22 protein-coding genes are annotated in these 25,437 nt (G+C 71.1%); 10 read left to right on the top strand and 12 right to left on the bottom strand.

What is annotated here, in order from left to right; all coding sequences use genetic code 11:
- Window positions 1-12: 12 nt before the first annotated feature.
- Window positions 13-444, bottom strand: coding sequence for an energy transducer TonB (locus tag BHS09_RS36890; RefSeq protein WP_237077828.1), 432 nt, complete (start codon window positions 442-444; stop codon window positions 13-15).
- A 211-nt stretch (window positions 445-655) separates the two neighbouring features.
- On the opposite strand from BHS09_RS36890, the gene BHS09_RS36885 reads away from it, so the two are divergent.
- A complete protein-coding gene (locus BHS09_RS36885) occupies window positions 656-1,426 on the top strand; it encodes a YIP1 family protein (RefSeq protein ID WP_237077827.1) in 771 nt (256 codons plus the stop codon).
- Window positions 1,427-1,441: 15 nt separating this feature from the next.
- Here BHS09_RS36885 and BHS09_RS36880 read toward each other — a convergent pair whose 3' ends face one another.
- From BHS09_RS36880 to BHS09_RS36870, 3 genes are all read right to left on the bottom strand, one after another.
- Window positions 1,442-2,701, bottom strand: a complete 1,260-nt coding sequence (locus BHS09_RS36880; protein WP_140796020.1) for a hypothetical protein — start codon at window positions 2,699-2,701, stop codon at window positions 1,442-1,444.
- Entirely contained in the window at window positions 2,677-3,825 is a 1,149-nt protein-coding gene (locus BHS09_RS39800; protein WP_237077826.1) for a leucine-rich repeat domain-containing protein, read from the bottom strand. The genes BHS09_RS36880 and BHS09_RS39800 overlap by 25 nt, the downstream gene beginning before the upstream one ends.
- A gap of 65 nt (window positions 3,826-3,890) precedes the next feature.
- The gene (locus BHS09_RS36870) at window positions 3,891-5,237 is read right to left on the bottom strand and encodes a nicotinate phosphoribosyltransferase (protein WP_140796019.1); all 1,347 of its coding nucleotides are present in this window, start codon (window positions 5,235-5,237) and stop codon (window positions 3,891-3,893) included.
- A gap of 257 nt (window positions 5,238-5,494) precedes the next feature.
- Between BHS09_RS36870 and BHS09_RS36865 the strand changes: the two genes are divergently transcribed.
- Together BHS09_RS36865 and BHS09_RS36860 are read left to right on the top strand one after the other, a co-directional pair.
- Entirely contained in the window at window positions 5,495-6,511 is a 1,017-nt protein-coding gene (locus BHS09_RS36865; RefSeq protein ID WP_140796018.1) for a 2-hydroxyacid dehydrogenase, read from the top strand.
- A gap of 36 nt (window positions 6,512-6,547) precedes the next feature.
- Window positions 6,548-7,840, top strand: coding sequence for a universal stress protein (locus tag BHS09_RS36860; protein ID WP_140796017.1), 1,293 nt, complete (start codon window positions 6,548-6,550; stop codon window positions 7,838-7,840).
- A 25-nt stretch (window positions 7,841-7,865) separates the two neighbouring features.
- Here the strand turns inward: BHS09_RS36860 and BHS09_RS36855 are convergent, their stop codons facing one another.
- The 3 genes from BHS09_RS36855 to BHS09_RS36845 are packed head-to-tail and all read right to left on the bottom strand — an operon-like array spanning window position 7,866 to window position 12,476.
- A complete protein-coding gene (locus tag BHS09_RS36855; RefSeq protein WP_140796016.1) occupies window positions 7,866-8,531 on the bottom strand; it encodes a metallophosphoesterase in 666 nt (221 codons plus the stop codon).
- 60 nt (window positions 8,532-8,591) lie between these two features.
- Window positions 8,592-11,570: a tetratricopeptide repeat protein gene (locus BHS09_RS36850; RefSeq protein WP_140796015.1), complete on the bottom strand. Its 2,979-nt coding sequence runs from the start codon at window positions 11,568-11,570 to the stop codon at window positions 8,592-8,594.
- Between the two features lie 12 nt (window positions 11,571-11,582).
- Entirely contained in the window at window positions 11,583-12,476 is an 894-nt protein-coding gene (locus BHS09_RS36845; RefSeq protein ID WP_140800408.1) for a sigma-70 family RNA polymerase sigma factor, read from the bottom strand.
- 205 nt (window positions 12,477-12,681) lie between these two features.
- Here BHS09_RS36845 and alr point away from each other — a divergent pair, with 205 nt between their 5' ends.
- Window positions 12,682-13,914, top strand: a complete 1,233-nt coding sequence (gene alr, locus BHS09_RS36840) for an alanine racemase (protein WP_140800407.1) — start codon at window positions 12,682-12,684, stop codon at window positions 13,912-13,914.
- On the opposite strand, the gene BHS09_RS36835 is transcribed toward alr, so the two are convergent.
- Window positions 13,871-14,914: a lysophospholipid acyltransferase family protein gene (locus BHS09_RS36835; protein ID WP_174259389.1), complete on the bottom strand. Its 1,044-nt coding sequence runs from the start codon at window positions 14,912-14,914 to the stop codon at window positions 13,871-13,873. The genes alr and BHS09_RS36835 overlap by 44 nt on opposite strands.
- A gap of 95 nt (window positions 14,915-15,009) precedes the next feature.
- On the opposite strand from BHS09_RS36835, the gene BHS09_RS36830 reads away from it, so the two are divergent.
- The gene (locus BHS09_RS36830) at window positions 15,010-17,763 is read left to right on the top strand and encodes a M1 family metallopeptidase (protein ID WP_140800405.1); all 2,754 of its coding nucleotides are present in this window, start codon (window positions 15,010-15,012) and stop codon (window positions 17,761-17,763) included.
- 66 nt (window positions 17,764-17,829) lie between these two features.
- Here BHS09_RS36830 and BHS09_RS36825 read toward each other — a convergent pair whose 3' ends face one another.
- A complete protein-coding gene (locus tag BHS09_RS36825) occupies window positions 17,830-18,582 on the bottom strand; it encodes an enoyl-CoA hydratase (RefSeq protein ID WP_140800404.1) in 753 nt (250 codons plus the stop codon).
- Window positions 18,583-18,717: 135 nt separating this feature from the next.
- Window positions 18,718-19,623: a ribose-phosphate diphosphokinase gene (locus tag BHS09_RS36820; protein WP_140800403.1), complete on the bottom strand. Its 906-nt coding sequence runs from the start codon at window positions 19,621-19,623 to the stop codon at window positions 18,718-18,720.
- Between the two features lie 135 nt (window positions 19,624-19,758).
- Here BHS09_RS36820 and BHS09_RS39075 point away from each other — a divergent pair, with 135 nt between their 5' ends.
- From BHS09_RS39075 to orn, 5 genes are read left to right on the top strand one after another with little or no spacing between them, the layout of a single operon-like run.
- Window positions 19,759-20,442: a phosphoribosyltransferase gene (locus BHS09_RS39075; RefSeq protein ID WP_140796008.1), complete on the top strand. Its 684-nt coding sequence runs from the start codon at window positions 19,759-19,761 to the stop codon at window positions 20,440-20,442.
- 29 nt (window positions 20,443-20,471) lie between these two features.
- Window positions 20,472-21,164, top strand: a complete 693-nt coding sequence (locus tag BHS09_RS39070; protein WP_140796007.1) for a dienelactone hydrolase family protein — start codon at window positions 20,472-20,474, stop codon at window positions 21,162-21,164.
- Window positions 21,165-21,199: 35 nt separating this feature from the next.
- Window positions 21,200-21,652, top strand: a complete 453-nt coding sequence (locus BHS09_RS36805; protein WP_237077825.1) for an archease — start codon at window positions 21,200-21,202, stop codon at window positions 21,650-21,652.
- Window positions 21,653-21,655: 3 nt separating this feature from the next.
- A complete protein-coding gene (locus tag BHS09_RS36800; protein WP_140796005.1) occupies window positions 21,656-22,852 on the top strand; it encodes a bifunctional alpha/beta hydrolase/OsmC family protein in 1,197 nt (398 codons plus the stop codon).
- 39 nt (window positions 22,853-22,891) lie between these two features.
- Window positions 22,892-23,443, top strand: a complete 552-nt coding sequence (gene orn, locus BHS09_RS36795) for an oligoribonuclease (RefSeq protein ID WP_140796004.1) — start codon at window positions 22,892-22,894, stop codon at window positions 23,441-23,443.
- Here orn and BHS09_RS36790 read toward each other — a convergent pair.
- Both BHS09_RS36790 and BHS09_RS36785 read right to left on the bottom strand, forming a co-directional pair.
- Window positions 23,440-23,808, bottom strand: coding sequence for a response regulator (locus BHS09_RS36790; RefSeq protein ID WP_140796003.1), 369 nt, complete (start codon window positions 23,806-23,808; stop codon window positions 23,440-23,442). The genes orn and BHS09_RS36790 overlap by 4 nt on opposite strands.
- The gene (locus tag BHS09_RS36785; protein WP_140796002.1) at window positions 23,805-25,349 is read right to left on the bottom strand and encodes an ATPase domain-containing protein; all 1,545 of its coding nucleotides are present in this window, start codon (window positions 25,347-25,349) and stop codon (window positions 23,805-23,807) included. The genes BHS09_RS36790 and BHS09_RS36785 overlap by 4 nt, the downstream gene beginning before the upstream one ends.
- Window positions 25,350-25,437: the final 88 nt, after the last annotated feature.

Genomic DNA, 25,437 nt, shown 5'->3' with positions numbered 1-25,437 from the left:
GGCGGAGGCGGCTCAGTTCGCGGGACGTGGCGTCAGCTTGCCGAACACGGTGCAGGTCGTCGCGATGGGCTTGTCCTTGTAGAGGGCCGGCTTGAAGCGCCACTGCTTGATGGTCTCCCGGTTCTTCGCGTCCAGGCCCACTCCGGGCGTGAGCATCAGGCAGTCGGTGGCCGTCCCGTCGAGATTGAAGGTGCACCTGATCTGATAGGTGGTCGCCTTGGTGCGGGTGAGCGGCGAGGGGGCGAACTGGAGGTCCTCTCCCTTGATTCGCTCGGGGCGCATCGGCGGGTTGCCGCAGGGGATGGGCGTGCCGCGGTCCATGTTCTTCTCGACGGCCTCCAGGTTGCGCTGGAATTCGGCTTCGACTGCTGCCTTGTCCTGCGTCGTGGGCTCGGCGGCCAGGGCGGGCGCGGACAGCAGGAGGAGGGAGACAAGTCCGGGCATGTGCATGGGCTCTCCTCTTAAGCGTGAGTGGGGTGGGGCGAAAGCATGACGCCGACCCCCGGGCTTCCCGGTGGGCACCCGTGCGAGAATGGGGGCACGTATGCGCATCCCGTGTCCCCGTTGTCAGGCCTTCGTCGTCCCAGGCGCGCAGAGCTGCGCGTGGTGCGGCGCGTCTCTTCTGCAGGAGGCCACGCCAGGCTCTTCCGACCCCGTGTGTGCCGTCCACCCGGAGCTGCTCAGCCTGCATGCGTGTGGCCGGTGCGGCAGCTTCGCGTGCGCGCAGTGCCTGCGGAAGGGGCCACGGGACGAGCCCCTGTGCGCCGCGTGTCATGACCGCGTGCCCGCGGATGCCCTGCCGTGGGACCGGCGCGATGAGCTGGGGACGCTGCGGGCGTACTGGCAGACGTGTGTGGCGGTGATGCTGCGTCCCACGGCCACCTTCGAGCGCGCGCGGCCGGAGGGTTCGGTGGGCAGCTCCCTGGGCTTCGCGGCGCTGTCCAACCTGGCCGCCTCCTTCACCACGGCGCTTTTCTACCTGGCCCTCATCTTCGCCATCCCGCGTGAGATGATGGAGGGCGACAACGTCTCCCCGCGCGGGTTCCGGCTGGTCGGGGTCGGGATGTTCGGAGCGATGATGGTGATGGCGCCCGTCATGGGCATGCTCGTCGCGCTCATCAACTCCGCGCTGGACCACCTCGTGTTCCGGATGGACGGCACCGGTCAGCCCTTCGAGGTCACCCTGCGCGCCAACGCCCTGTCGCTGTCGCCCTACCTGATGGGCCTGATTCCCTTCTGTGGCATGTACGGCGCGCCCCTGTGGGCTCTAGGGCTGCGCATCTTCGCGTACCGGAGCATGCACCGCACGAGCTGGGGCACCGCGGCGGTGGGTGCCCTGGCGGCGCCGCTGCTCTCCTGTGGCCTGTTCTTCGCCGCCTACGCGGTGATGGCGGTCGTGGGCGCGGCCGCCGGTATCGGCGGGTAGTGCGCCGCGCGGGCGCTACGGCTCCGTCACCGTGCTGGCGGGCGCCGAGGCGGTGACGGTTCGCTGCTGGGGCCAGAAGCGCGTGCCGTGGATGTTCTCCAACGCGGCGATGCGCTTCTTCGTCTTCGCGTCGTAGACGCGGGCGGCCTGCTCGGCGGAGACCAGCAGCAGGCGTCCGCGCATCCGCAGCGCCACGGCCGACGTGGGCGCGAGCGCCAGTTGCTCAGGCTCCACCAGCCGGTCGTTCACCTCCCAGCGCAGCGGGAGCATGAGCGTGGGCAGCTCGCCCGCGGCTTCCCAGGCGTAGAGCGGACCCTGGTGTGTCTCCATGGAGACCCACATGCCGTAGGCCGTGTGGCCCCGGTCCTTCACCACCGCGTCCAGCCGGGCCGCGTCTTCGTTGCCTTCCTCCAACTCCGACTCGGAGAGCCGGTCCGCGTCCTGGCTGAAGGTGGAGGACGTCAGCCGGCTGGCCGTGGCCAGGGCTTCCGTGCCCAGGGCGCCGTCCATCTCGTACAGCGTGGCCACCGTCTCCAGGTGCTTCCACTGGCCGGCCTCGTGGCGATACGCGTGCGCCAGGCCCGGGCTGCCTTCCGCCTCCGGGAGGAGGAAGCGCTTGCCGTCGAAGAGGAAGTACTCACGGCCGCTCTCCATCTTCCGCGGCAGGTCCTCCAGCTGCGACACCAGCGCGACGACGTGGCCCGCTTCGTCGAAGCCCAGCGTGTCGGTGTGGCCGAGCTCGGGCAGCAAGAGCCGGGTGCTCTGGCCGGATTCGAAGTCCACCTGCCAGGCGCGCGGGGGCAGCTCGCCGTTGCCCCGGTCCACCACCAGGCCCTGTCGGCCACGCGGCCCCCAGGCCAGCTTGAGCCGCTCGCACACCGCGTCCACGGTGGCGAGCGGCTTGCGTGTGCCCGACGACTCATGGCGAATCCAGGTACAGCCCGAGGGCGACGCGGCTTCGAGGAAGGACAGCGTGTAGCCAGGCGCGGGCTCGGTGGGGGCCGGAGGTGGAGTGGCGGGAGCCTCGGGGGCGGGGTCCTCAGACTTCTTGCAGGCGCTGCCCAGAAGCAGCGCCGAGCCAAGGATGACGGCAGGGCCGAGACGGAGACTCATGTTGCGCTCCAGCGAGAAAAAACGGCCCTCCACCATGGCAGATGGTTGGGCCTCAGAGGAAGCCACCCCAGGAGTACCCGAAAGGCGCACCGGGGTCATTTGGACCTCCTCGCTTGCCTTCCTGGTGGGTTCGCACTTCAAGTCCGGAAGCCCACGTTGCATTCGGGGAGCGCCTGTCTCAGGGCCTCGACTTCCTCTGGCGGAAGGGAGGTCTGGTAGAGGTCCAGGTTCTTGAGGCTGCTCATCCGGGACAGCCATGGCGGCAGGGTCGTCATGGGCGTGGCCTTGAGGCCCAGGTACCTCAAGCGCGTGAGCTGGCCCACCGCCTCCGGGAGCGCGCGGACGCCGGTGTTGTCCAGGTTGAGGGATTCCAGTCCCTCCAACTGTCCGAGCTCGGGGGGAAGCGTCTCCAGCTTCGGGTTCCAGGCGAGGTCGAGTTGTTTCAGCTTCGTGAGCCGGCTCAGCGCGCCGGACACCTGCGTCAGTTGTGCGTGCTTCAGTGTCAGGCGCTCCAGCTCGGAGAACTCGCCGATCAGCTCCGGGACGACGCCGAGCTTCCGCCCCATGAGGAAGATGTCCTTCGTGTCCCGGGGGAAGGTGCCCAGGATGGCCGCGGCTCCCTGGTCGCGGGCCTTCGCGGTGGCTTCACCGAGAGACTCCTGCATCAGGCCCAGCGGATCGCCCAGCGAAGGGACCTTCTTGCCGCTCGGTTTCGTGGAGGCGCCCTTGCTCAGCGCCGCGAGCTTCTTGGTGAGCCATGGTGAGAAGGGCCCCAGTTCGAGCGTGGGCAGGCTGTCTTCCACGGACCAGACGACCAGCGCGTCGTCGTGCGCGCTCCTGCCGAAGCAGTAGCCGTTGACGTCATTGAGGTCCTCGGACGCGAACATCACGAAGCGGTAGGTGTGCTGTCCCGCCTCACGCTCTTCCCGGACGGTCGTCCACTGCCGGCCTGGGTCGCCCATGCCTTGTGAGGCCTGGAGGCGCCAGCGCGGGGGCAGGAAGGACAGGCCCTTCTTTCCGGTGGACACCCAGCGGTAGCCCAAGGCCTCGACGAAGCGCTGATAGTTCTCCGGAAGGAGCGAGCTCAGGTCGGGCGCATGCTCGAAGGTCATGTGCATGGGTTCCAGGTCCGCCGGGTGCTGGCCCGCGGCGTTCTGTCCCAAGGTGTTCCGCAGCTTCGCTTCCAGGTCCTGCCACGCGGTCTCAATGGAGACAGGCGGCGCCTTGCCTGGCTTCTTCGCTTTCGCCGCGGAGGCTCGTGGTGGAGCGGTCTTCTTGGTCGCCATGGCGTTGCCTACCGCCTTGGAGAAATGCCGACAAGGGACTCCGTGCCCGTGCGCATCACCGCGGCTCACGTCGCCGCGGACCACAGCTCCACTTCGTGCTCGCGGGCCCGCAGCAGCGCCTGTCCCAGCTCCACCGGGTAGGGCGGCTGGGCAGGCGACAGGGCGCGAATCTCGGGCGGCAGCCGTGAGACTTCGCGTCGTGTGTATTCGCGGATGTCCTCGAGCGTCGGTGAGGCCTCGGGCAACCGCTGTCCTCCGCGCATCACCGGTTGGAGCAATGGCCTTCCGGGCGCCGCGTCCTGCCTGCACGTGAGCACGTCGCCGCGCGCCACGCCGTCCACCTCCCGCCGGTAGACTTGCTTCGCGCCCGGGAGCAGCAGCTTCCCCGATGACAGCTTCACGCGGGGCCGCCCCGCGTACGCCACCAGCTTGTAGGCCATGTCCAGCGCGGGCGCGTCCGACGAAACGCCCATGGCCGTGCCCACGCCGAAGCTGTCGATGGGCGCTCCGCGTGCCACCAGTCTCGCCACGGCGTCTTCGTCCAGCCCGCCGCTCGCGTACACGCGCACCTGCTCCAGGCCGGCCTCGTCGAGCATCTCCCGCGCCGCCTTCGACAACGCGAGCAAATCTCCCGAGTCCAGGCGGATGGAGCGCACCTGGAAGTCCTCGCCCAGCTCCCGCGCCAGCCGGATGACGTGCTGCACGCCGCGCAGCGTGTCGTAGGTGTCCACCAACAGCGTGGCGTTTGGATAGACGCCAACGAAGGCGCGGAACGCCTTGAGTTCGTCGTCGTGCGCCTGCACGTAGCTGTGCGCCATGGTGCCGGCGAGCGGAATCCCATACACCTTCCCCGCCAGCACGTTGGAGGTGGAGTCCACGCCCGCCACGTACGCCGCGCGCGCCACCTTCAGCCCGGCGTCCGTGCCGTGGTAGCGCCGCAAGCCGAACTCCATGACGTGGCGCCCCGCGGCGGCGGTCACCACACGCGCGGCCTTCGAGGCCACGGTCGTCTGGAAGTGCACCTGGTTGAGGAGGTACGTCTCCACCAGTTGCGCCTCCGGCAGGGGCGCGCGGACCTCCAGCAGGGGCTCCGCGGCGAACACCGGCGTGCCCTCCGCGACGGCGTCCACGTCACCACTGAAGCGGAAGCGTTCGAGCCACCCGAGCAGCCGATTTGAGAAGCGGCCTTGAGACGCCAGCCAGTCCAGCGCCTCCGCGCCGAAGCGCAGCTGCTCCAGGTACCTCAGCGCATCGTCGAGCCCCGCCGCCAGCAGGTAGTTACGCCGGGGCGGGAGCTTGCGCGCGAAGAGGCTGAACACGGCCTCGTCCCACATTCCCTCCTCGAGATAGGCCTCCGTCATCGTCAGTTGGTAGAGGTCCGTCAGCAGCGCGGTGTCTTCCGGCCAGTTCATGTCGGGGGCTCCGCTCGAAAGGGGGGGCACTGGCGCCTCAGACTCAAGCTAGGCCCTGGCCTCGACGCGCGCTCCCGCGAGTCCGCTGCCGGGCGAGCGGGCGTCCGCCGTTCGTGCAGCTTTTGCCGCGCGCCCCCTGGCTGCGCATCTTTTGCGCGGCTGTCGAGGGCCCACGGCCTGGGGGCTGCATGGAGCAGGCCTTGCATTGACGCTGGCGGTACGCGGCGAAAATAGACTCGCCGAGCAGGGGAGCAGGCATGCGGGTGGCTGTCTTCGACACACACCGATACGACCGGGACGCGCTGGAGGCCGCCAACGCACGTTTCGGACATGCGCTTACCTACTTCGAGCCACGGCTGACGCTCCAGACGGCGCCGCTGGCGGAGGGCTTTCCCGCCGTGTGCTCCTTCGTCAACGACAAGGTGGATGCGGCCACGCTGGAGGTGCTGCACGCGGGCGGGGTGCGGCTCGTGGCGGCGCGCTCCGCGGGCTACAACCACGTGGACCTCGAAGCGGCGCGGCGGCTGGGCATGCGTGTCACGCGCGTGCCGGAGTACTCACCCCACGCGGTGGCCGAGCACGCGGTGGCATTGGTGATGTCCCTCAACCGCCACATCCCGCGCGCCTTCTTACGCGTGCGTGATTGGAACTTCTCGCTCGACGGGCTGGTGGGCTTCGACCTCGCCGGCAAGACGGTGGGCGTGGTGGGCACGGGCCGCATCGGCCGCGTGGCGGCGCGCATCTTCAAGGGCTTTGGTTGCAACGTGCTCTGCTACGACGTGGCGCCGGACGCGGCCTTCGAGCGCGAGCTGGGCGTGCGCTACGCACCGCTCGACACGCTCTTCGCCGAGTCGGACATCCTCACGCTGCATGTCCCGCTGACGCCGGGCACGCGACACCTGGTGGACGCGGCGGCGCTGGCGCGGATGAAGCGGGGCGTGATGCTCGTCAACACCGGCCGCGGCGCGCTCATCGACAGCAAGGCGTTGGTCGCCGCGCTCAAGTCCGGCCACATCGGCGGGGCCGGACTGGATGTGTATGAAGAAGAGGAGGGCGTCTTCTTCCAGGACCTCTCCGGGCAGGTGCTCCAGGATGACGTGCTGGCGCGGCTGCTCACCTTTCCGAACGTGCTCGTCACGTCGCATCAGGCCTTCCTCACCCATGAGGCGCTCGCCAACATCGCCGAGACGACGCTGGCGAGCCTCCAGGCCTTCGAACGTGGCGAGCCCCTGGTGAACGAGGTGCGCGCCGAGCAGGTGCTCCGCGCGCGTTGATTTCCACTCCACGCCCCACTCGAACCTGGAGCTGTCATGTCCATTGTCTGCGCCACCAACTTCTCCGACACCGCGCGGCGGGCCTCCACGCTGGCCGCGGAGCTGGCTCGCAAGGCCGGTACGTCCCTGTGGCTGGTTCATGTCCTCAACCCCGACTCCGTGCGCGCCTTCGGCAAGGCCCTGTTGGGGTCCGCCGAGGCGGTGCTGAGCGACGAGACGAAGCGTCTGGAGCAGCTGGGTGTGAAGGTGGAGCCCGTGCTCCTCACCGGCGAGCCGGCGGTGATGCTGGAGGGGTTCTGCCGGGAGCAGGGTGCCTCGCTGGTGGTGGCATCGCGAGCCGCGGACGAATCGCCCTTCGGGGGCGAGGGTGGCACGGTGGACCGGATGGCGCAGTCGCTGACGGTGCCCCTGCTCGTCATGCGCGACCCTGCACCGCTGGAGGCGTGGGTCCGGGGCGAGCGGCCCCTGAAGGTGTTCCTCGGCGTGGACCGCTCGCTGCCCTTCGAGGCGGCGCGCGACTGGGTGCTGACGTTGAGCAAGGGTGGCCGGGTGGACGTGATGGGCGGACGCGTCTACTGGCCCGAGGAGGAAGCCCGCCGCCTGGGGCTGCGGCATGCCTTGGCCTACGGTGAGGCCCTCCCCGAGCTGCAGCAGGTGCTGGAGCGGGAGAGCGCGGAGTTGCTGGCTCCGCTGGCCCAGGGCGGAACGCCCGTGCGCTCTCGCGTGGAGGTGGGCGTGGGACGCATCGCCGACCACCTGGTGGACCTGGCCGAGCAGGAGCACGCGGACCTGTTGGTGGTGGGCACGCACCACCGGCGCGCGCTGGGGCGGCTGTGGAGTGTATCGCGCCATGCGCTGCGGCTGGCGCGGATGTCCGTGGTGTGCGTGCCCGCGCAGGCGATGACGGTGGGCACGGACACACCGCTGCCGGAGTACCGTGAGGTGATGGTGGCCACGGACTTCTCGGAGACGGGCAACCGCGCGGTGGCCCATGCCTTCGCGTTGACGGCTCCGGGCGGCACGGTGCACCTGGTGCACGCCACGGAATCGAAGCCGTCACTCGAGGAGGAGGCCCAGATGCGCGAGCAACTCTCGGCGCTCGTCCCCAAGAGCGCGAATGACCGGAACGCGCGGCTGAACATCATCCCCGGCAGCAAGGACGTGGTGGCCACGCTGGCGCAGACGGCCGAGCGGCTGGGCGCGAGCGCCATCGTCATGGGCACGCATGGGCGGTCGGGCTGGAAGCGCGCCGTACTGGGCTCGGTGACGCAGTCCCTGCTGCTGCGCACGGACCGGCCCGTGCTGGTGGTGCGGCCCCCGGCGACGTGATGACGCGCGTGGACGCTTCCTTCTTCTAGGAGGCGTCCACGTCCACGTAGGCGCGCTTCGCCAGGACGGACACGAGGCGGCCCTCCGGCATCACGTAGGCGGAGAGCTTGCCGCCGTACACGCAGCCGGAGTCCAGCCCCACCGCATGCGGGTGCCGTTGGATGCCCCGCATGGCGTCGTGGCCGAAGATGACCAGCTCTGGCCCCTGCCACAGGCTGGCCCAGGGCGCGCCCGCGTCCACGCGCTTCGACGGCGTCCCATCCGGCAGGATGCTGCGCAGGTTGAGCAGCTCGTCTTCCTTCTGTGCCTCCAGCGGTACGCCTGGCACCAACCCGCCGTGCACGGCGACCACGTTCAGTTCAGGGAAGAAGCGGTACAGCGGCTGGGACTCCAGCCACGCCCAGTCCTCGGGCGTCAGGGTGTCCAGCACCTGCTGATGCTCGGGCTTCAGCTTCTTGCCGCGCGGCCCCCGGCCGGCGTGCCATCGCAACACGTGGGCGTCATGGTTGCCCCGCACCGCCAGGAAGCCCTTCTCACGCGCACGGCGCACCACACCGGCGGAGTCCGGGCCCTTCGCCACCAGGTCTCCCACCAGCACCACGCGGTCGTCCGGCCGCCAGGCGCACTGCGTCAGCAGCGCGTCCAGCTCCTCCGCGCACCCGTGCACGTCTCCAATGAAGAGCGTTCGCATCCGCCCTCCCTTTAATGCGCTTTGCATCTATCCGGAAACCCTCTGTCGGATGTCAGGCATTCAGGGGGCTCGCGCGGCGGGAATGTGTGTGGGCCTGGGCAGGCGTGCCCGCCAGGCATCCACTTCCTCCAGCGCCTCCTGCCCTGACGTCCCCAGCGTCACCAATGACTCACGGGCTTCGTCCGCCAACTGAAGCGCGCGGGGCCGGTCCCGCTTCGCGTCCCAGAGCGCTTGTGCCAGAAGGAAACGCGCGCGTGCCTGCTCGCTGGGCGCCTGCGGCGACCGGGCTCCGCTGGCCACCACCCGCTCCAGGAGTTCGGCGGCTTGAAGCGGCCGGTGCAGCGCCAGCAGCGTGCGGCCCAGGTCCATCAGCGTCCCCGTCCGGTAGCCGTAGGCATCGTCCTCGCGCGCATCGAGGATGGCGCGGGCGCGCTCGAGGTAGGGCAGGGCTTCGGTGTAGCGCTGGTCCATCATCAAAAGCTTGCCCGTGGCCCGCAGCGTCTGGGCCACGTAGGGATGCTGGGCGCCCAGCCGCTGCTCCAGCGGCGCGAGCATGGTGTGGAAGCGGGTCAGGGCCTCTTCGGAGCGGCCGGCACGCGCCATCAACGTGGCCAGGTTGCCCAGGGTGATGAGCGCCCCCGCGCCGTCCGCGCCTTCGACCTTGAGCGCGATGTCCAGCGCGCGCTCCTGGAGCCGCAGCGCCTCATCGGAGCGGTTCATCCGTTGGAGGGCCGCGGCCAGGGGATTGATGGCGGAGGCGACATCCGGGTGCTCGGGGCCGAGCGCGCGCTCGAAGACCTCCAGCGCGCCGCGGGCCAGGGTTTCCACCTGTTCGACGTCAGACCTGCGCCAGTGCGCATAGGCCAGCTCCAGCTGGGCACGTGCCACGTCCGGATGGCTGGGCCCCAGGGCCGCGCGGCGCGTGCTCAGCGCCTGTTCGAAGAGCCGCATCGCCTCGTCGGCGCGCAGTTGCGCCATGCGCGTGGCACCCAGCTCCAGCCGGACGTCGGTGACCTCCAGGCTGTCGGGCCCATAGGTGGCTTCCAATCGCGAGAGGGCGGACTCCTGCTGCTCGGCCGCCTCCGTGTAGCGCCCCTGCGCGAAGAGGAGCGCGCCAACCCGGGCCTGGAGCTGCGCGCGCAGCACGCCGTCACCGCCCAGCCGTTCAATGGCGGCCTCCGCGCGCTCACGCCACCGGTGTCCCAGGGCGTGCTGGTTCAGCACATAGCCGGAGGCATGTACCAGCCGCGTCCAGGCGCGCGCGGCCGTCACGTCGTTGCGTCCGGCCTCCGCGTTCCACACGGCGTCGAAGTAGGTGGTCTCCGCGTCGCGCGGCTGCCCCGTCTCCTCCCGCAGTTGTCCCATCAGCAGCAGGGCGTCCGCGCCGCCGTGGCGGTCATCCGCGTCCTTCGCCGCCTTCACCACGGGCTCCAGCAGCGCCACCGCCTCCGTGTACTTGCCCGCGGCCTTCATTGCTCGCACCCGCACCAGCGCTCGTGCCCGTTCAAGAGAGGCGCCGTCCGTGGGTTGGGGCTCACGCGCCGCCAGTGCCGCCAGGTCCGAGCACCTGCCCAGCGGCGGCAGGGCCTCCGCGGCGCGCGCGGCCAGCTCCACGGTGCCCGCGTCCGCCCGGGTGAAGAGCTGCGTGAGGGCGGCCACTTCCGCCAGCCGTCCATCCAGGCAATGCATGCGCCGCGCGAGCACCTGCTCGGATTGCTCACCCCGCACGCGCGTGGCCTCGCAAGCGGAGGTTCGCATCGACGCCCACTCCGCGGTGTACGCATCCAACGTGCGCCGCACGCGGAGCCATGCGGCGGGCGCGAAGGGCTTGCCCGTCGCGAGGAAAGCGGACTCGATGGTCTGCTGCGCTTCCGGCCCCCACACCGAGGCCATGGCCTCGTCGGCGCTCTGGCATGCCCGTGCCCGGCTGGCGTGCACCGCGTGGGTAAGGCCCACCGCCAGCAGCAGCAGCGCCACGCCGCCCACCGCGGGCAACCAGCGCTTCCAGCGCGAGGCCGGGTCGTGCTGAAGCGCGACCAGCAGGGCATTCAGGTCCGTGTACCGGCCCATGGCACTGGCGGACAGCCCCCGCAGCAGCACGCGCCGCAGCCAGGGCGGGACGTGTGTGCCCCGGGGCGCGGGCCGCACCTTGCCGGCGCGGACCTCGGTCAGCAGTTCGTGCGGGGTGGTGGCGGCGAAGGGGCGCTCGCCGTAGAGGGCTTCGTACAGCGTGACGCAGAAGGCGAACTGGTCGCTTCGGGCATCCGCGGGCGCGTGGGCCTCCATCTGCTCGGGGGCCATGTACGCGGGCGTGCCTCCCGCCAGGGGTGACACGTCGTCCAATGGATTGGCGTTGCGCGCGAGCCCGAAGTCAGTGACGCGCACGCGGCCGTCCTGGCCCACCAGCAGGTTCTCCGGCTTGAAGTCCCCGTGGACCACGCCCGCCGCGTGCGCCGCCGCGAGTCCCCGGCCCGCGTCCAGGAACAGCGCCAACACCTGTCGCCACGTCCGAGGCGCGTCCTTCAGCCAGGGGCGCAGCGTCCGCGCGTCCACCAACTCCATGGTGAGGAACACCTGCGGCCCGAAGGTGCCCACGTCGTAGACGGGCACCACGTGCGGATGGGAGACGCGCGCCATGGCCTGCGCTTCGTGCAGCAGGTGTGCGCGGCCCTGCTCCGCCTCCAGGCCCAGGGCCGCGACGCGCAGCAGCTTGAGCGCCACGCGCCGGTCCAGCTCCGGGTCGTAGGCGCTGTAGACGACGCCCATGCCTCCGGAGGCCAGCCGCTCCAACACCAGGTAGCGGCCCACCGCGGTGCCTCGCTCCAGCGAGGGCCCTTTTCCCGAGGGCGGCCGGGAGTTCGTCAGCACGGTGGTGGCCCCGGGCGGGTGGTCGTCGGGGGCCTGCGCCCGCAGGGCCTCGGCCACCATGCGGCGGCAGGCGGAGCAGGTATCCAGGTGCGCATCCACCTCCGTCGCGCGCGCGGGAGGCAGGCCCCCCATCAGCAGCGCCACGAACGTGTTTTCATCCAAGCAGGCCATGGGACGCGCGCGTCAGTCGTTCATCCGCGAGCGCAGCAGGCGGCTGAGGCTCACATCGAGCTGACTGGAGATGAGGCGCAGCACGCTGTCGAGCTGGGAGGACGTGAGGCGCAGGCGCTCGGTGAGCCGTTGCCGCGTCCGCTGGAGCAGGGATTCCTGCGCGTCCAGCACCCAGCGCGCCGTGGTGGAGCGGTGCACGCCATACAGCGCGGCGAGCTGGTCGATGCTCAGGCCGTCCAGGTACTTGAGGCGCAGCACGTTGCGCTGGCGCGGCTCCAGCGCGAGGAGCGCGGTGGAGAAGCAGTCGCTGAACTCGGCGCGGTACGTGCGCTTGAGGTAGGCCAGCTCGGGGTCGTCCTCGGGAGACACCAGCATCGACAGGTCGCCGTCGTCCGTGGAGTCCGCCGGTCCGCCGCGCTGCCGCTGCCAGTCTAGGGCGAGCCACAGCGCCGCCGCGCGCACCCAGCCACTCAGTGGGCCCGTGCCCGGATAGGCCGCCAGCCGGGCCGGTGTCTCCGCGCTGCCCACGAGCATGCGCTGACGCAAGAGCTGGCGTACCTCGTCCAGGCCCGAGGGCGGCAGCTTCAGCCGGGCCACCGCGAGATTCACCTCCGGGAGGTAGCGCGCCTCGAACGCGGAGAGCGCCGAGGGCAGCCCGTCCGCCGCCGCGCGAGCGAGGTAGACGTCCGGCAGGCTCAGTGTCTCCACTGCAGTGCCGTCACCGGGGAGCAGCCGGGCGAGGTGACTGACGAAGTGGCGGCCTTCCAGGTCCACCCCGGGCCAGGGCGCGCGCGCCATGTCCAGGGCCTGGGCCAGCCGTGCTTGGAGTGGGGCCAGCGACTCCGGTGAAGACGCCTCCGTGCCACCGCGTGCCGCGACGAAGGCCTGGGCCAGGGATAAGTCCATGGGGGACACGCGCGAGTCGATGGCACTGCCTCCGGAAAACCGCTCCGGGCGGTTCAACCGTCAAGGCCGACAATGCTTCCCCAGCGGCTCTTCCAGCAACGAGGCGGCATGGACCCGGGGTGTTGCCACCGCCGTCCGCCTGCTCCGCGCGCGGGCGGGTGTGGCATACGGGCCGCGCCTGGCGCATGGCCCGCACATTGCTGGTATGGCTGCGAGCGTGGTGGAGGTGAACGTGGAGTCAATCGGCAGTGGCCCAGGAGACGCGGTCCATTCCTCGTGGCTGGAGTTGAGTGCGTCCGCTCTGCGGCACAACGTCGCCGTGTTCCGGGCCCTGGAGGGGCAGGGGGCGGCGCCGCGCGCCCTGGGAGTGGTGCTCAAGGGCAACGCGTATGGGCACGGGCTGGCGCAGGTGCTGCCCGTGGTCCACGGCGAGGTGGACCTCCTCTATGTCATTGCCCCGCAGGACGCGCTGAAGGTGCGGGAGTACGAGCGGGCACGGGGACTGGCGCCACGGCAGGTGCTCGTCCTGGGCGCGGTGGCGCCGGATGAGGCGGTGGTGCTGGCGCGCGAGGGCGTGGACGCGGTGGTGGCGGACCGTGGCTGGGCGGACGCGGCGGCGGTGTTGCGCGCGGCGAAGCTGGAGCGCCCCCTGCGGGTCCACGTCCACCTCGACACCGGCCTGGGGCGCGAGGGCTTCACGCTGGAGGGGCTGCCCACGGAGTCCCGTTTCCTCTCGGAGTCCCGCGACGTGCTGGAGGTGGTGGGCGCGCTCAGCCACTTCGCCAACACGGAGGACGTGACGGAGCAGGGCTACGCATTGGCGCAGGTGGACGCCTTCGAGAAGGGGCTGGCGTTCCTCTCCGAGCAACTGGCGCCGGCCCGGCCGCTGCAAAGGCACATCGCCGCGAGCGCCGCGACGCTGGTGTTGCCCCGCGCCCGCTATGAGGCGCTGCGCGTGGGGATTTCGCTCTACGGGCTGTGGCCGTCGCCGGAGACGCGGCTGTCGGCGCGGCTGGTGCTGGGCGAGGTTCCGGTGCTCAAGCCGGTGCTGTCGTGGCGGTGCCGCAGCCAGGTGGTGAAGTGGCTGCCCGCGGGCAGCTACGTGGGCTACGGCTGCACGTACCGGTGTCCGGAGCCCACGCGCATCGCGGTGCTGCCGGTGGGGTACTACGACGGCTACCCGCGCCTCGCGTCGGGCAAGGCGCACGTGTTGGTGAATGGCCGCCGGTGTCCGGTGCTGGGACGGGTGATGATGAATCACCTCATCGTGGACGTGACACGCGCCACGTCCGACGAGCGCCCCGTGACGGCCACCCTGATGGGCCGCGACGGCGAGGAGTCCGTGCCCGCCGAGTCACTGGCCGGCTGGGCCCAGACGATTCACTACGAGGTCGTCACCCGGCTGGGGGCGCACCTGAAGCGGACGGTGGTGGCGTAGTCCCGGCGGGCAGGGCGGCCTCCGGTGGCGGCTGCACCTTCCAGCGGCGGTGCAGCCACATCCACTGGTCCGGGTACTTGCGGATGCAGCGCTCCATCGCGGCCGTCACGCGCGCGGTGTGCTCCGTAATCGGGTCGGCGCACTCACCCGGCGCGGGCGGGAGGATGGGGCCTTCCACTTCGATGCGGAAGCGGGCGCCGCCTCGGCCGTTGCGTACGCTCATCACCACGAACACCGGGGCGTCCGTGCGCGCCGCCGCCACCGCCATGGCCGGCGTGGTGGAGGCCAGCTTGCCGAAGAAGGGCACGAAGGCCGCCCCCTTCGCCGGCAGCGCCTGGTCCAGCAGCATGAAGGGGGACTCGCCGCGATTCACCGCGTCGATGATTTCCTGGATGGCGCCTCGCGGATAGATGAGGCCCGCGCCGATTCTCACGCGGTTCTCCGCGATGCGCGTGTTGAGCGCGCCCTTCAGCGGACGCACCAGTGCATCGAGCGGGATGCCATGGCGGATGAGCATGTCCCCCAGCAGCTCCCAGTTGCCGAAGTGCGCCGTCACCATCAGCGCGCCCTTGCCCGTGGCCACGCGCGCCTTCAGCGCCTGCCAGGCCGCATCGCCTTCCACGCCCTGTTCGGCCCAGTCCAGCGGCAGCCGGTCGCCGGAGGGCAGCGACTCCAGCACCACGCGCGACATGTTGATGTAGGCGCCGCGCGCAATCTCCCGGCGCTCCGCGTCACTTTTCTCCGGCATCGCCATGGCCAGGTTTTCCAACGCCACGCGACGACGGATACCCAGCCTGTATGCGAGGTTGCCCACGAAGCGAGCGAGCGCGTCACGCGACTCCGGAGACAGCCACGTCAAGAACGCCCAGACAAAGCGCGTGAGGAATCCCACCACCCGTCCGGGTGGCGTGCCGACGATGCGGCGCAGGTGCTCTGCCGGGAGCTTCTGCGTCACGGCGGGTGAGTCAGGGGGCGGGGATGCAGGCGCAATCTGGGACACGTGACGCACTCCACCTCGAAGTGGAGATGACGGCAAGGCCACACCTGCTTGTTGCGCGCTACCTTGCTCGCCCGGCATGGGACACACTGCGCGCCATGCCCAACCTGCTCCGTCCAGCGGCACTTGCCGCTGTCGCCCTCCTCAGTGCGTGCGGTGCCCGGCAGAACCCTCCCGCCACCGCTGAACCCCCTTCGGCCCAGGCGTCACGACAGGCCGTCTCCGCCACGCCGCCGTCACCGAAGCTGCGCCTGCCCACGGAGGTGCGCCCCACCGGCTACAAGGTGGCTCTCACGCTGGACCCGAAGGTGTCCTCGTTCCAGGGCGCGATGGACATCACGCTCGACGTGACGAAGCCCACGTCCGTGGTGTGGCTGCACGCCAAGAGCCTCAACGTGACGGGGGCCGTGTTCATCCAGAACGGTTCGGCCTTCATCGGGACGCCCGTGAAGGGCGAGGAGGACTTCCTCGGCTTCTCTATGGCGAAGCCGCTGGCCGCCGGCCGGGCGAGACTGGTCATCAACTATGAAGGCGTCGCGTCGGAGAAGGAGACGGACGGCGCCTTCCGCGTCAATGAAGGCGGGGACTGGTACATCTATACCCAGTTCGAGCCGGTGGACGCGCGCCGCGTGTTCCCCTCCTTCGACGAGCCCGGCTTCAAGGTGCCGTGGCAGCTCACCTTCCACGTGCCCGCGGGCGTCGTGGCCGTCACCAACACGCCGCAGGAGTCGGAGGAGGTGCGCCCGGACGGTGGCCGCACCTACCGCTTCGCGCGCACGCAGCCGCTGCCCAGCTACCTCATCGCCTTCGGCGTGGGGCCCTTCGACTTCCTCCCCGCCGCGGACGCGGGTCAGAAGAAGGTGAAGACGCGCATCATCACCCCGCGCGGCCGCACGGCGGAGGGCGCCTACGCCGCGCAGGTGACGCCGGAAATCCTCGCCGCGCTGGAGGACTACTTCGGCATCCCGTACCCGTACGAGAAGCTGGACGTGCTGGCGGTGCCGCTGCTGGGCGGCGCCATGGAGCACCCGGGCCTGGTGACGTTCAACTCGCGCCTCATTCTCGCGAAGCCGGAGGAAGACTCGCTGGGCCGCCAGCGTGCCTTCTCCGACACGCAGGTGCACGAGCTGGCGCACCAGTGGTTCGGCAACCTGGTCACCATGCAGTGGTGGGATGACCTGTGGCTCAACGAGGCCTTCGCTTCGTGGATGACTCCGCGCATCGTCGAAACGTGGCGCCCCGCCTGGGACGCCCCCGTCGAGCGTGTGCACGACCGCGCCCGGGCCCTGGACGCGGACAGCCTCCTGTCGGCGCGCCGCATCCGCCAGCCCATCGAGAGCGCCAACGACATTCACAACGCCTTTGATGGCATCACCTACGGCAAGGGCTCCGCGGTGCTCAGCATGACGGAGGAGTGGCTGGGCCGGGAGGTCTTCCAACGCGGCATCCAGCGCTACTTCCGCAAGCACGCGGGTGGAAACGCCACCGCGAAGGACTTCCTGGACGCCGTGTCCGCCGAGGCGGGCAAGGACGTGACGGGCATGCTGGGGACCTTCCTGGACCAGAGCGGGGCGCCGCTCGTCACCGCGTCGCTGGCGTGCGGCGCGGACGGCGCGAAGGTGGTGCTCACGCAGCAGCGCTACCTGCGACTGGGGGCCGCGTCGCCGGGCCCGCAGACGTGGAAGGTGCCGGTGTGCGTGGAGTACGCGGCGGGCGGCAAGGAGGCCCGGACCTGCACGCTGCTGGAGGGCGAGCGCGCGGAGGTGGCCCTGAGCGAGGCGAAGACGTGCCCGGACTGGGTGTTCCCCAACGCGGAGGGCGCTGGCTACTTCCGGGTTCAGCTCGATGGGGACGCGGCGGCGAAGCTGGCGAAGTCCGGGATGAAGCGGCTGTCGCGCACCGAGCAGGTGACGTTCCTGACGGACGTGCGCGCGCTGGCCCTGGCCGGAGCAATTCCCGCCGCCGAGGCCCTGGCCCTGACGAGCCGCCTGGCGAATGAGCCGGACCGCGTCGTCACCCTGGCCTCGCTGGACCTGCTGGAGTTGGTCAGCTCGCGGCTGCTTCCGGACGAGAAGCTGAAGGACCGGGCCCGCTTCCTGCGTGAGACCTACGGCCCCCGGGCGCGGCAACTCGGCTTCGCCCCGCGCAAGGGCGAGAGCGAGGACACGCGCCTGCTCCGGCCCCGGCTGGTGCGGCTGGCGGGACGGGACGGCAGGGACCCGAAGCTGCTCGCGGAGGCGCGTGCCCTCGCGAACAAGTGGATGAAGGACAAGCGCGCGGTGGCGCCGGAGATGGTGGACGTGGTGCTCGCCCTCGCCGCCACCGAGAACGACGCGGCCTTCCGGGAGCAGCTCGTCGCGGAGGTGCGCTCGGAGAAGGAGCGGCGCACGCGCCAGCACCTCATCGGCGCGCTGAGCAGCTTCACGGACCCGGCGCTGGTGAAGCAGAACCTGGCCTTGGTGTTCGAGAAGGGCTTGGACCCGCGTGAGACGGTGTGGATGGCGTTCGCGGCCTCGCAGGGCCTGCGCACCCAGGACGTGGCCTTCGACTTCGTGAAGGAGAACTACGACCGGCTGGTGGGGGACTCACCCGAGGCGCTGCTGCCCCTCGATGTCGCCGGACGCATGGCCTACATCGGCAGCAACTTCTGCGATGCGGGCAAGCGTCAGCAGGTGGAGGACTTCTTCTCCGCGCGCAGCGCGAAGGCGCCGGGTGGCCCCCGGCTGCTGGCGCAGGTGCTGGAGATCGTGGACCAGTGCATCGCGCTGAAGAAGACGCAGGCGGCCAGCGTCGAATCCTTCCTCGCGAAGGGCACCCCGCCACGTCCGCCGCAGGCACCCACGTCGCGGTAGTCGCGCGGGCGGCCGGGCCCGGCATCCCTTATGGGGGGTGTCCGGGCCCGGATGTTCCGCTAGGCCCTACTTCCGGCCGCGGGACATGAAGGACATGAAGGCTTCCTGCGCCTCGGCGGACTGGAGGCGCTGGATGAACTCGCCGCCCTCTCGGGCCAGCGTCTCGCGAATCTGGGCGCGCAGGGGCTCGCGAATCAGCCGCTTCGTCACGCGCACCGCCTCGGCGGGGCGGGAGGCCAGCGTGGTGGCGCGCTCGGTGGCCACCTGCTGGAGGCTGGCGTCCGGCACCACCTTGTTGATGATGCCCGCGCGCAGCGCTGTGGCCGCGTCGAAGGGCTCGCCGAAGAGCAGCAGCTCGCTGGCCACCGCGAAGCCCGCCGTCCTGGGGATGAGCAGGCTGCTGGCGCCCTCCGCGCACAGCCCCAGCTGGACGAAGGGCATGTGGAAGCGCGCGCGCTCGCTGGCCACCACGTAGTCACAGTGCAGCAGCATCGTCGTGCCGATGCCCACCGCCGGGCCGTCCACCGCCGCCAGAACCGGCTTGTCCGCGTCCACCAGCGCGCGCAGGAAGCGGAACACGGCGCTGTCCTCGCCCGCGGGCGGGTGCTCCATGAAGTCGCCAATGTCGTTGCCGGCGGTGAAGACGTTGCCCGCACCGGTGAGCAGCACCGCGCGCACGTCGACGTTGCCCTCCGCGTCCTTCAGCGCGCGGGTGGCCGCCTCGTACATGGCATGCGTGAAGGCGTTCTTCTTCTCGGGCCGGTTGAAGGTGAGGGTGAGGACCCCCGAGTCGAGCTTCGTCAGCAGCGTGTCAGACATGGTGCCGGGGAGCCTAACCGACTCCGTGCGTTGGGGCGGGAGAATGGCACCCCACACCCTGGCTATCGGTGCTGTCGAGCAGTCCAGGCCCCCTCGGGCGGGCAGGGCCTGGGCGCGGGAAGTGTCCGCTGGCCGTCAGGGCCGCAGAGCCCGGGCCACCAGGGGCGCGAGCGTCACCACCTGGTGCTGGAACGGCAGCCCCAGGACAGGCTCCACGCTGTCGGTGCTCACCAGCCGGGTGAGTGGCAGGTTGCGCAGGCGCTCCACGGCGGGGCCCACCAGCAGGGCGTGGGTCGTCGCCACCGTGAAGTCCTCCGTGCAGCCCGCGTCGCGCAGGGTGCCCGCGGCGGCGGCCAGGGTGCCACCGGTGGACACCATGTCATCCACCAGAATCGGGCGGCGTCCCCGCACCTCGCCCATCAGCCCGCTGGCGTGGACCTCGTCTCCGCTCAGCCGCACCTTGTGAATCACCGCCCACGGCCGGTTCAGCAGCCGCGCCAGGGCCTCCGCGCGCTTCACCGCGCCCAGGTCCGGCGCCACCACCACGGAGGTGTCGGTGACATGTTCGCGCAGCGCGTCCGCCAGCAGGGGCAGCGAGGTGAGGTGCTCCAGCGGCGCGCCGAAGCAGCCTTCCAGCGCGGGGCTGTGCAGGTCCACCACCAGCACGCGCGCGAAGCGGCCCTGTGACAGCAGGTCTGCCACCAGCCGGCCGCCCAGGGCCTCCCCTGGCCTGGCGCGCCGGTCCTGCCGCGCGTAGCCCAGGTAGGGCACCACGGCTTCCAGGCGGGCGGCCCCCATGCGCCAGCACGCGTCCGCCATCAGCAGCAACTCCAGCAGGTGCTCGCCCGCGGGTGGCGTCGTGGACTGCACCAGGATGACGGTGCGGCCGCGCACCCGCTCGGGCACCTCGACGTGCATTTCCCCGTCGGGGAAACGCTCGAAGTGGCAGTCAGCGGGCGCTACGCCCAGGGCTTGCCCGAGCGCGCGCCCCAGGTGGGGGCTCGCCGTGCCAACAAGGAGGACAGGGTCCATGGACCGCACCCTAGCGCGCCTGCCGGTCGGACGGCGCGTCCCCGGCGGTCCCCCCGCGAGCATCCCTCCGGGACGGCCCCCGCATGGCCCTCCGCCGCCAGTCGCGGGCCTCGTGACTTCTTTGTGGGAAGGAGGAAGAACGCAATGCGCTTTCGGGACCGAGCAGATGCGGGCCGCCGGCTGGCGGCGCGGCTGTTGCCCTACCGGGGCGGCGAGGTGCGTGTGCTGGGCCTGGCGCGAGGCGGGCTCCGCGTGGCGTACGAGGTGGCCCACGCGATGGAGGCGCCACTGGACGTCTGGGTCTCCCGCCGCATTGACGTGCCGGGCCGGATGACGGTGCTGGGCGCGGTGTCGGAAGGGGGCGGCATCTACCTGGACCAGGACGCGCTGCGGGGCCTGGGTCTGCCGGAGGTGGAGGCCCGGAGCCTGGCGCGGGCGGAGGCTTCGGAAGTGGACAATCAGGTCCAGCGGCTGCGGGGTACTTCGGAGCCCTCGATGAGCGGCAGCACGGTGCTGCTGGTGGATGACGGGCTGGTGTCGGGCGCCACGGCCATGGCCGCGCTCCAGGTGCTGCGGCGGCAACACCCGGCCCGGTTGGTGCTGGGCGTCCCTGTGGGGACCCCGCACGGGCTGGCCCGGGTGCGCCCGGAAGCGGACGCGGTGCACTGCGTGGAGGTGCTGCCCGCGATGCGCGACGTGTCGGAGGCCTACGACGACTTCCGGCCGTTGCCGGACGTGGAGCTGCGGCAGCTGCTCGTGCGCGCCCGGGAGCCCGTGCAGCCGCGCGAGGTCCTCGAGTCCACGGACCTGGGCGGCTTCTGGATGTGACGCGAGACAGACAAGGAGGCACGGACGACATGTGGCAGGGAGGAAATACGGACCCGGATGTCCGGGAGGTGCAGGTCCAGGTGGGCGACGTGTTGCTGGGGGGCAGCCTGGGCATCCCGGACGGCGCGCGAGGCCTGGTCATCTTCGCCCATGGCAGCGGCAGCAGCCGCTTCAGTCCCCGCAACCGCGCGGTGGCGCGTGCGCTGCGCGCGCAGGGGCTGGCCACGCTGCTGTTCGACCTGCTGAGCGAAGCGGAGGAGGTGGGGGACGCGCGCACCGGGGAGCTGCGCTTCGACATCCCGTTCCTCGCCCGGCGGTTGGCGGCGGTGACGGAATGGGCGCAGCGGCAGCCGGCGCTGGCCGTGCTGCGCATGGGCTACTTCGGCTCCAGCACCGGCGCCGCGGCGGCGCTCGTCGCGGCGGCCCTGCATCCGGACCTCATCCACGCCGTGGTGTCGCGTGGCGGGCGGCCCGACCTGGCCGGACCGGTGTTGCCCCGCGTGCAGGCGCCCACGCTGCTGCTCGTCGGCGGGCAGGACGTGGGCGTGCTGGAGCTGAACGAGGCGTCGCTCGCGCGGCTGGAGGGCCTGAAGGGCATCCAAATCATCCCGGGGGCCACGCACCTCTTCGAGGAGCCCGGCGCGCTGGAGCAGGTGGCCCGGCAGGCCGCCGCGTGGTTCCTCCGCTTCCTCGGCGGCGTCGGCGCGGAGGCGCGCGCGTGAGTCTGGCGTCGGGACATACCAACGAAGGAGGTGTCATGGAGACGGGGCAGGCGTCGGCGGCGCGCGAGGCGATGCCTCGGTGGGAGCACCTCACCCGCGGCTCGGAGCGCGTGGTGCGGGGACGGGGGCGCTCGCTGGAAGAGGCCTTCGAGCAGGCCGCGGTGGCGTTGTGCGCGCTGGTGGTGGACCCCGCCTCGGTGGAGGTGCGCGAGGAGGTGGAGCTGGTGTGCGAGGCGACGGCGCCGGAGCGGCTGCTGGCGGACTGGCTGCGCGCCATCGTCCAAAAGATGGCGGCGCGCCGCCTGTGTTTCCGGTGCTTCGCGGTGCGCATGGACGGCACGCGCCTCTTCGGCCACGCCTTCGGTGAGCCGTTGGACCGGGAGCGCCACCCCTTCGCGCGAGACGTGCGGGGCGTGTCGCTGGTGGACACGCGTGTGTCCCAGGGCGCGGATGGCCTGTGGACGGCTGAGTGCGAAGTGGAGCTGTGACGCATGGGCGCGCGGGACGTGGCGCTGCGAGGCGCGGAGGGCTCGGTGGTGACGGCGCGGCTGGACCTACCCCCCGGCAGGCCCGTGGCCAGCGCGGTGCGGGTGGGGTGCTTCGCGTGCCTGGGGCCATCACCGGCACCTTCCCGGCTGGCCCACGCGCTGGTGGCCCGCGGCTTCGCGGTGCTGTCGCTGGACTTCACCGCGCCCGCGGCTGCCGGGACGCGGCCGGACACGGTGCCCTCGGTGGAGGCGGTGGAGGCCGCGGCGGCGTGGCTGCGGGAGCGCTACCCGCCGGTGCGCCTGCTGGTGGGGCACAGCCTGGGCGGCACGGCGGCGGCCGCGGCGCTGCCCCGGCTTTCGGAGGTGGCCGCGCTGGCGCTGGTGAATGCGCCGGTGGGCGGTGGACCGTTGCTCGAACGGCTGTCTTCCACCGCGCGGGAGGCGGGTGAGGGCGAGCTCGACTTCGGGCCGGGCCGTCTGCGCCTCACGCGCCGCTTCCTCCAGGGCATCGACGCGGCGCACCTGCGGCGGGCGCTGAACGCCTTTCCGGGCGAGCTGCTGGTGCTGCATTCGCCGGCGGACCGGTACGTGCCGCTCGAGCACGCCCGGCGGTGGATGGCCATGGCCCGCCGTCCGGCCAGCCTGATGCTGCTGGAGGGCGCGGACCACTTCCTGTCCCACGACGCGGACGCGGGCCATGCCGCCGACGTGCTGGGGGTGTGGGCCGCGCGGCAGGTGACACCGGTGCGGGAGCGTGAGGCGCCCCTGCCCCCGGGCGTGGTGGAGGTCCACGAGGCGGGTGAGGGTCGCTTCGCCCAGGACATCCGCGTGGGGGCGCACCGGCTGCGCTCGGATGAGCCGCTGTCGGTGGGCGGCGAGGACACCGGCCCCACGCCCTACGGACTGCTGACGGCCGCGCTGGGGGCGTGCACCGCGATGACGCTGCGGCTCTACGCGGCGCGCAAGGGCTGGCCGCTGGAGCATGTCCACGTGCGGCTGAGCCACGAGAAGGTGCACGCGAAGGCGTGCGAGGAGTGCGAGACGAAGGACGGGAAGATGGACCGGCTGCAACGCACGGTGAGGCTGGAGGGCCCGCTGACGGACGCGCAGCGCGCGGCGCTGGTGGCCATCGCGGACCGCTGCCCGGTGCACCGGACACTGGCTTCGGATGTGGATGTCCACACGGACATGGAGCAATGAACGCCCCGGGCATACGCGCGGGCTGGTAGGGTCCGACGCATGATTTCGAGTGAGCAGCGCTTCGTGTGGCTGGACCTGGAGATGACCGGGTTGGACCCGGAGACGTGTTCCATCATCGAGGTGGGCGTCATCATCACCGGTCCGGATTTGCGGCCCCTCGCGGAGATTGAGCGCGTCATCTGGCAGCCGGAGGAGTCGCTCCTTCGCATGGAGCCCGTCGTCCGGGAGATGCACACCCGCAACGGGCTCCTGGAGAAGGTGCGTGCCTCCAACACCTCGCTGCGCGTGGCGGAGCGGGACGTGATGGCGCTCGTCACCGAGCACTGCGCCCTGGGCGAGGGCATCCTCGCCGGCAACTCCATCCACACCGACCGGCGCTTCCTGATTCGCTACATGCCGCTGCTGGAGCGCTATCTGCACTACCGCATGGTGGACGTGACGAGCCTCAAGGTGTTGACGCGCGCCTGGTATCCGAACCTGGTGGAGCCGCGCAAGGCGCCCAGCGGGCACACCGCCCTGGCGGACGTGCGCGCCAGCATCTCTGAGCTGCAGTACTACCGCGACACCCTCTTCCGCGGGACGCCGGCCTAGGCGTTGGGCTGGGGCTCGACGAGCAGCTCGGCGATGGTGTCGAGCAGCACGTCCAGCTCGAAGGGCTTGGCGAGGAAGCGCGCGCTGGAGCGGCGCTCCTCGTCGGAGATGCGGCCGGCGCTCATCACCACCACGGGGATGCCTCGCAGGCCGGCGTCCTCGCGCATGCGGCGCAGCATCTCCCGGCCGTCCATGACGGGCATCATCAAGTCCAGCAGCACCAGGTCCGGCTTCGCGTCCGCCATGCGGTGCAGGCCTTCGGCGCCGTTGAAGGCGGTGTCGATGTCGTAGCCCTCCACGGACAGGATGTCCTGGAGGGCCTCGACGATGGCCAGCTCGTCGTCCACGATGAGAAGCCGCTTCATACGCCACGCCCCCCACGCCGGGACGGCTTGCCGCGCCGGACCGGTTTGCTCCCTGTCTTGCGTTTCGGCTTCCGCGGGGGCGCCGCGTGAGACGGGGCCTGCCCGTTGAAGAGGGCCTCCGCGCCCTCACTGTCCGCCGCGACTTCGATGCCCCGAGGCGTCATGGAGAACAGGCGCTGGGCCGTGTCATGCTCGCTCTCCCGCGCCTTCAGCACGGAGAGCACGCGGTAGTGCCGCGAGCGCAGCGCCACCATCCGCAGCACCAGGACGTTGTCGACGAGCGCCTCCACGTCCAGCCGCGCGTCCGCCTCCGGTGCGGCGAGCGCGCGCGTCTGTTGGAGGACCAGCGAGGTGACGCCCAGGTTGAGCAGTTCGTGCATGAGGGCGGCGAGGAAGCGGGGCGTGCGCTCGGAGTCCGTGAGTTCCTGACAGAAGGACTCCAGTCCGTCCAGCACCAGCCGCTGGATGCCGTGTTGTTTCACCCACCCGAACAGCTCTTCGGCCAGCGCGTCCGGTTGCGTCTCCGCCGCCACGCGGGTCACCAGGTGGACCCGGCCCGCGTCCACAGGTCCGCCCAGCCCCAGCCCCAGCCGCTCCGCCTTGTTGACCAGCCGGGCCGGCGTCTCCACGAAGCCGAGGTACAGCCCGGGCTCTTGCCGGCGTGCGCCCTCCGCCAGGAAGTGCAGCCCCAGCTGCGTCTTGCCGCTGCCGGGCGGGCCCGCCACCAGCGTGGACGAATCCCGCACCAGGCCGCCGAAGAGCATCTCGTCCAGCGCGGGGATGCCGAAGGTGAGCCGCGCGTCCGTCGAGGGCGTGCGCGTGGGCAGCCGCGTGTGGAGGGCTTCGATGCGGGGATGGATGGACAGGCCGTTATCGGAAATCTCGAAGCCGTGACGGCCGGGGACCTGGGGGCCACCGCGGAACTTCGTCACCTCGGCCAGGCGCACCGACTTCACGCCCACGCGCTCCTGGGCCAGGGCGACGACGCCGTCCACCATGGCGTAGCGTGGGTCGGACGGGTCGCCGCGCTGCCCGGTGAGCAGCAGCGTGGTGCAGCCCGCGAGCGCGTTGTGGACGCAGAGGCCGTGGAGGAACTCCCGGAAGCTCAGCGGGTCCTCGGAGCGCTCCTCCATGGCCACCAGGCCGTCCACGACCAGCACCGTGGCGCCGTGCTCGCGCACCGCGCGGAAGATGAGCTTGCTGAGGCCCGCCAGCCCTTCCGCCTTGAGGGCGGCGGAGCCGCTTTCGTAGCTCAGCGCGCGGCCGACCTCTTCCGCGTGGAAGAAGCGCATGCTCCGCAAGTGCATCATCATCCGCGCGTGGGATTCCCCCAGCACCGTGAGGTAGATGGCACGGCCACCCTGGGCCACGGTGGCGAAGCAGAACTGGTTGCCGAGGATGGTCTTCCCCGTCCCCGGCGCCCCCGTGATGATGTACGTGCCCCCGCGAAGAAAGCCGCCGCGCAGGAGCGCGTCCAGCCCTGGCACGCCGCTGGGAACCCGCGCGTCGGGTTCGTCCGGCCGCTCAGAGGTGTCCGTCACACGATGCTCCTTCCGTCCAGGGCGCGAACCCTAGGCCAGCAAGGTGCCCACGCCACGCAATTGCGCGGCGTCTGTTCGGAACCGTGCT

This window comes from Myxococcus xanthus (assembly GCF_006402735.1).
GTDB classification, from domain to species: Bacteria; Myxococcota; Myxococcia; order Myxococcales; family Myxococcaceae; genus Myxococcus; species Myxococcus xanthus_A.
Note: the sequence above shows the minus strand (reverse complement) of the source record. Positions and strands in the feature narration are given on the sequence as shown.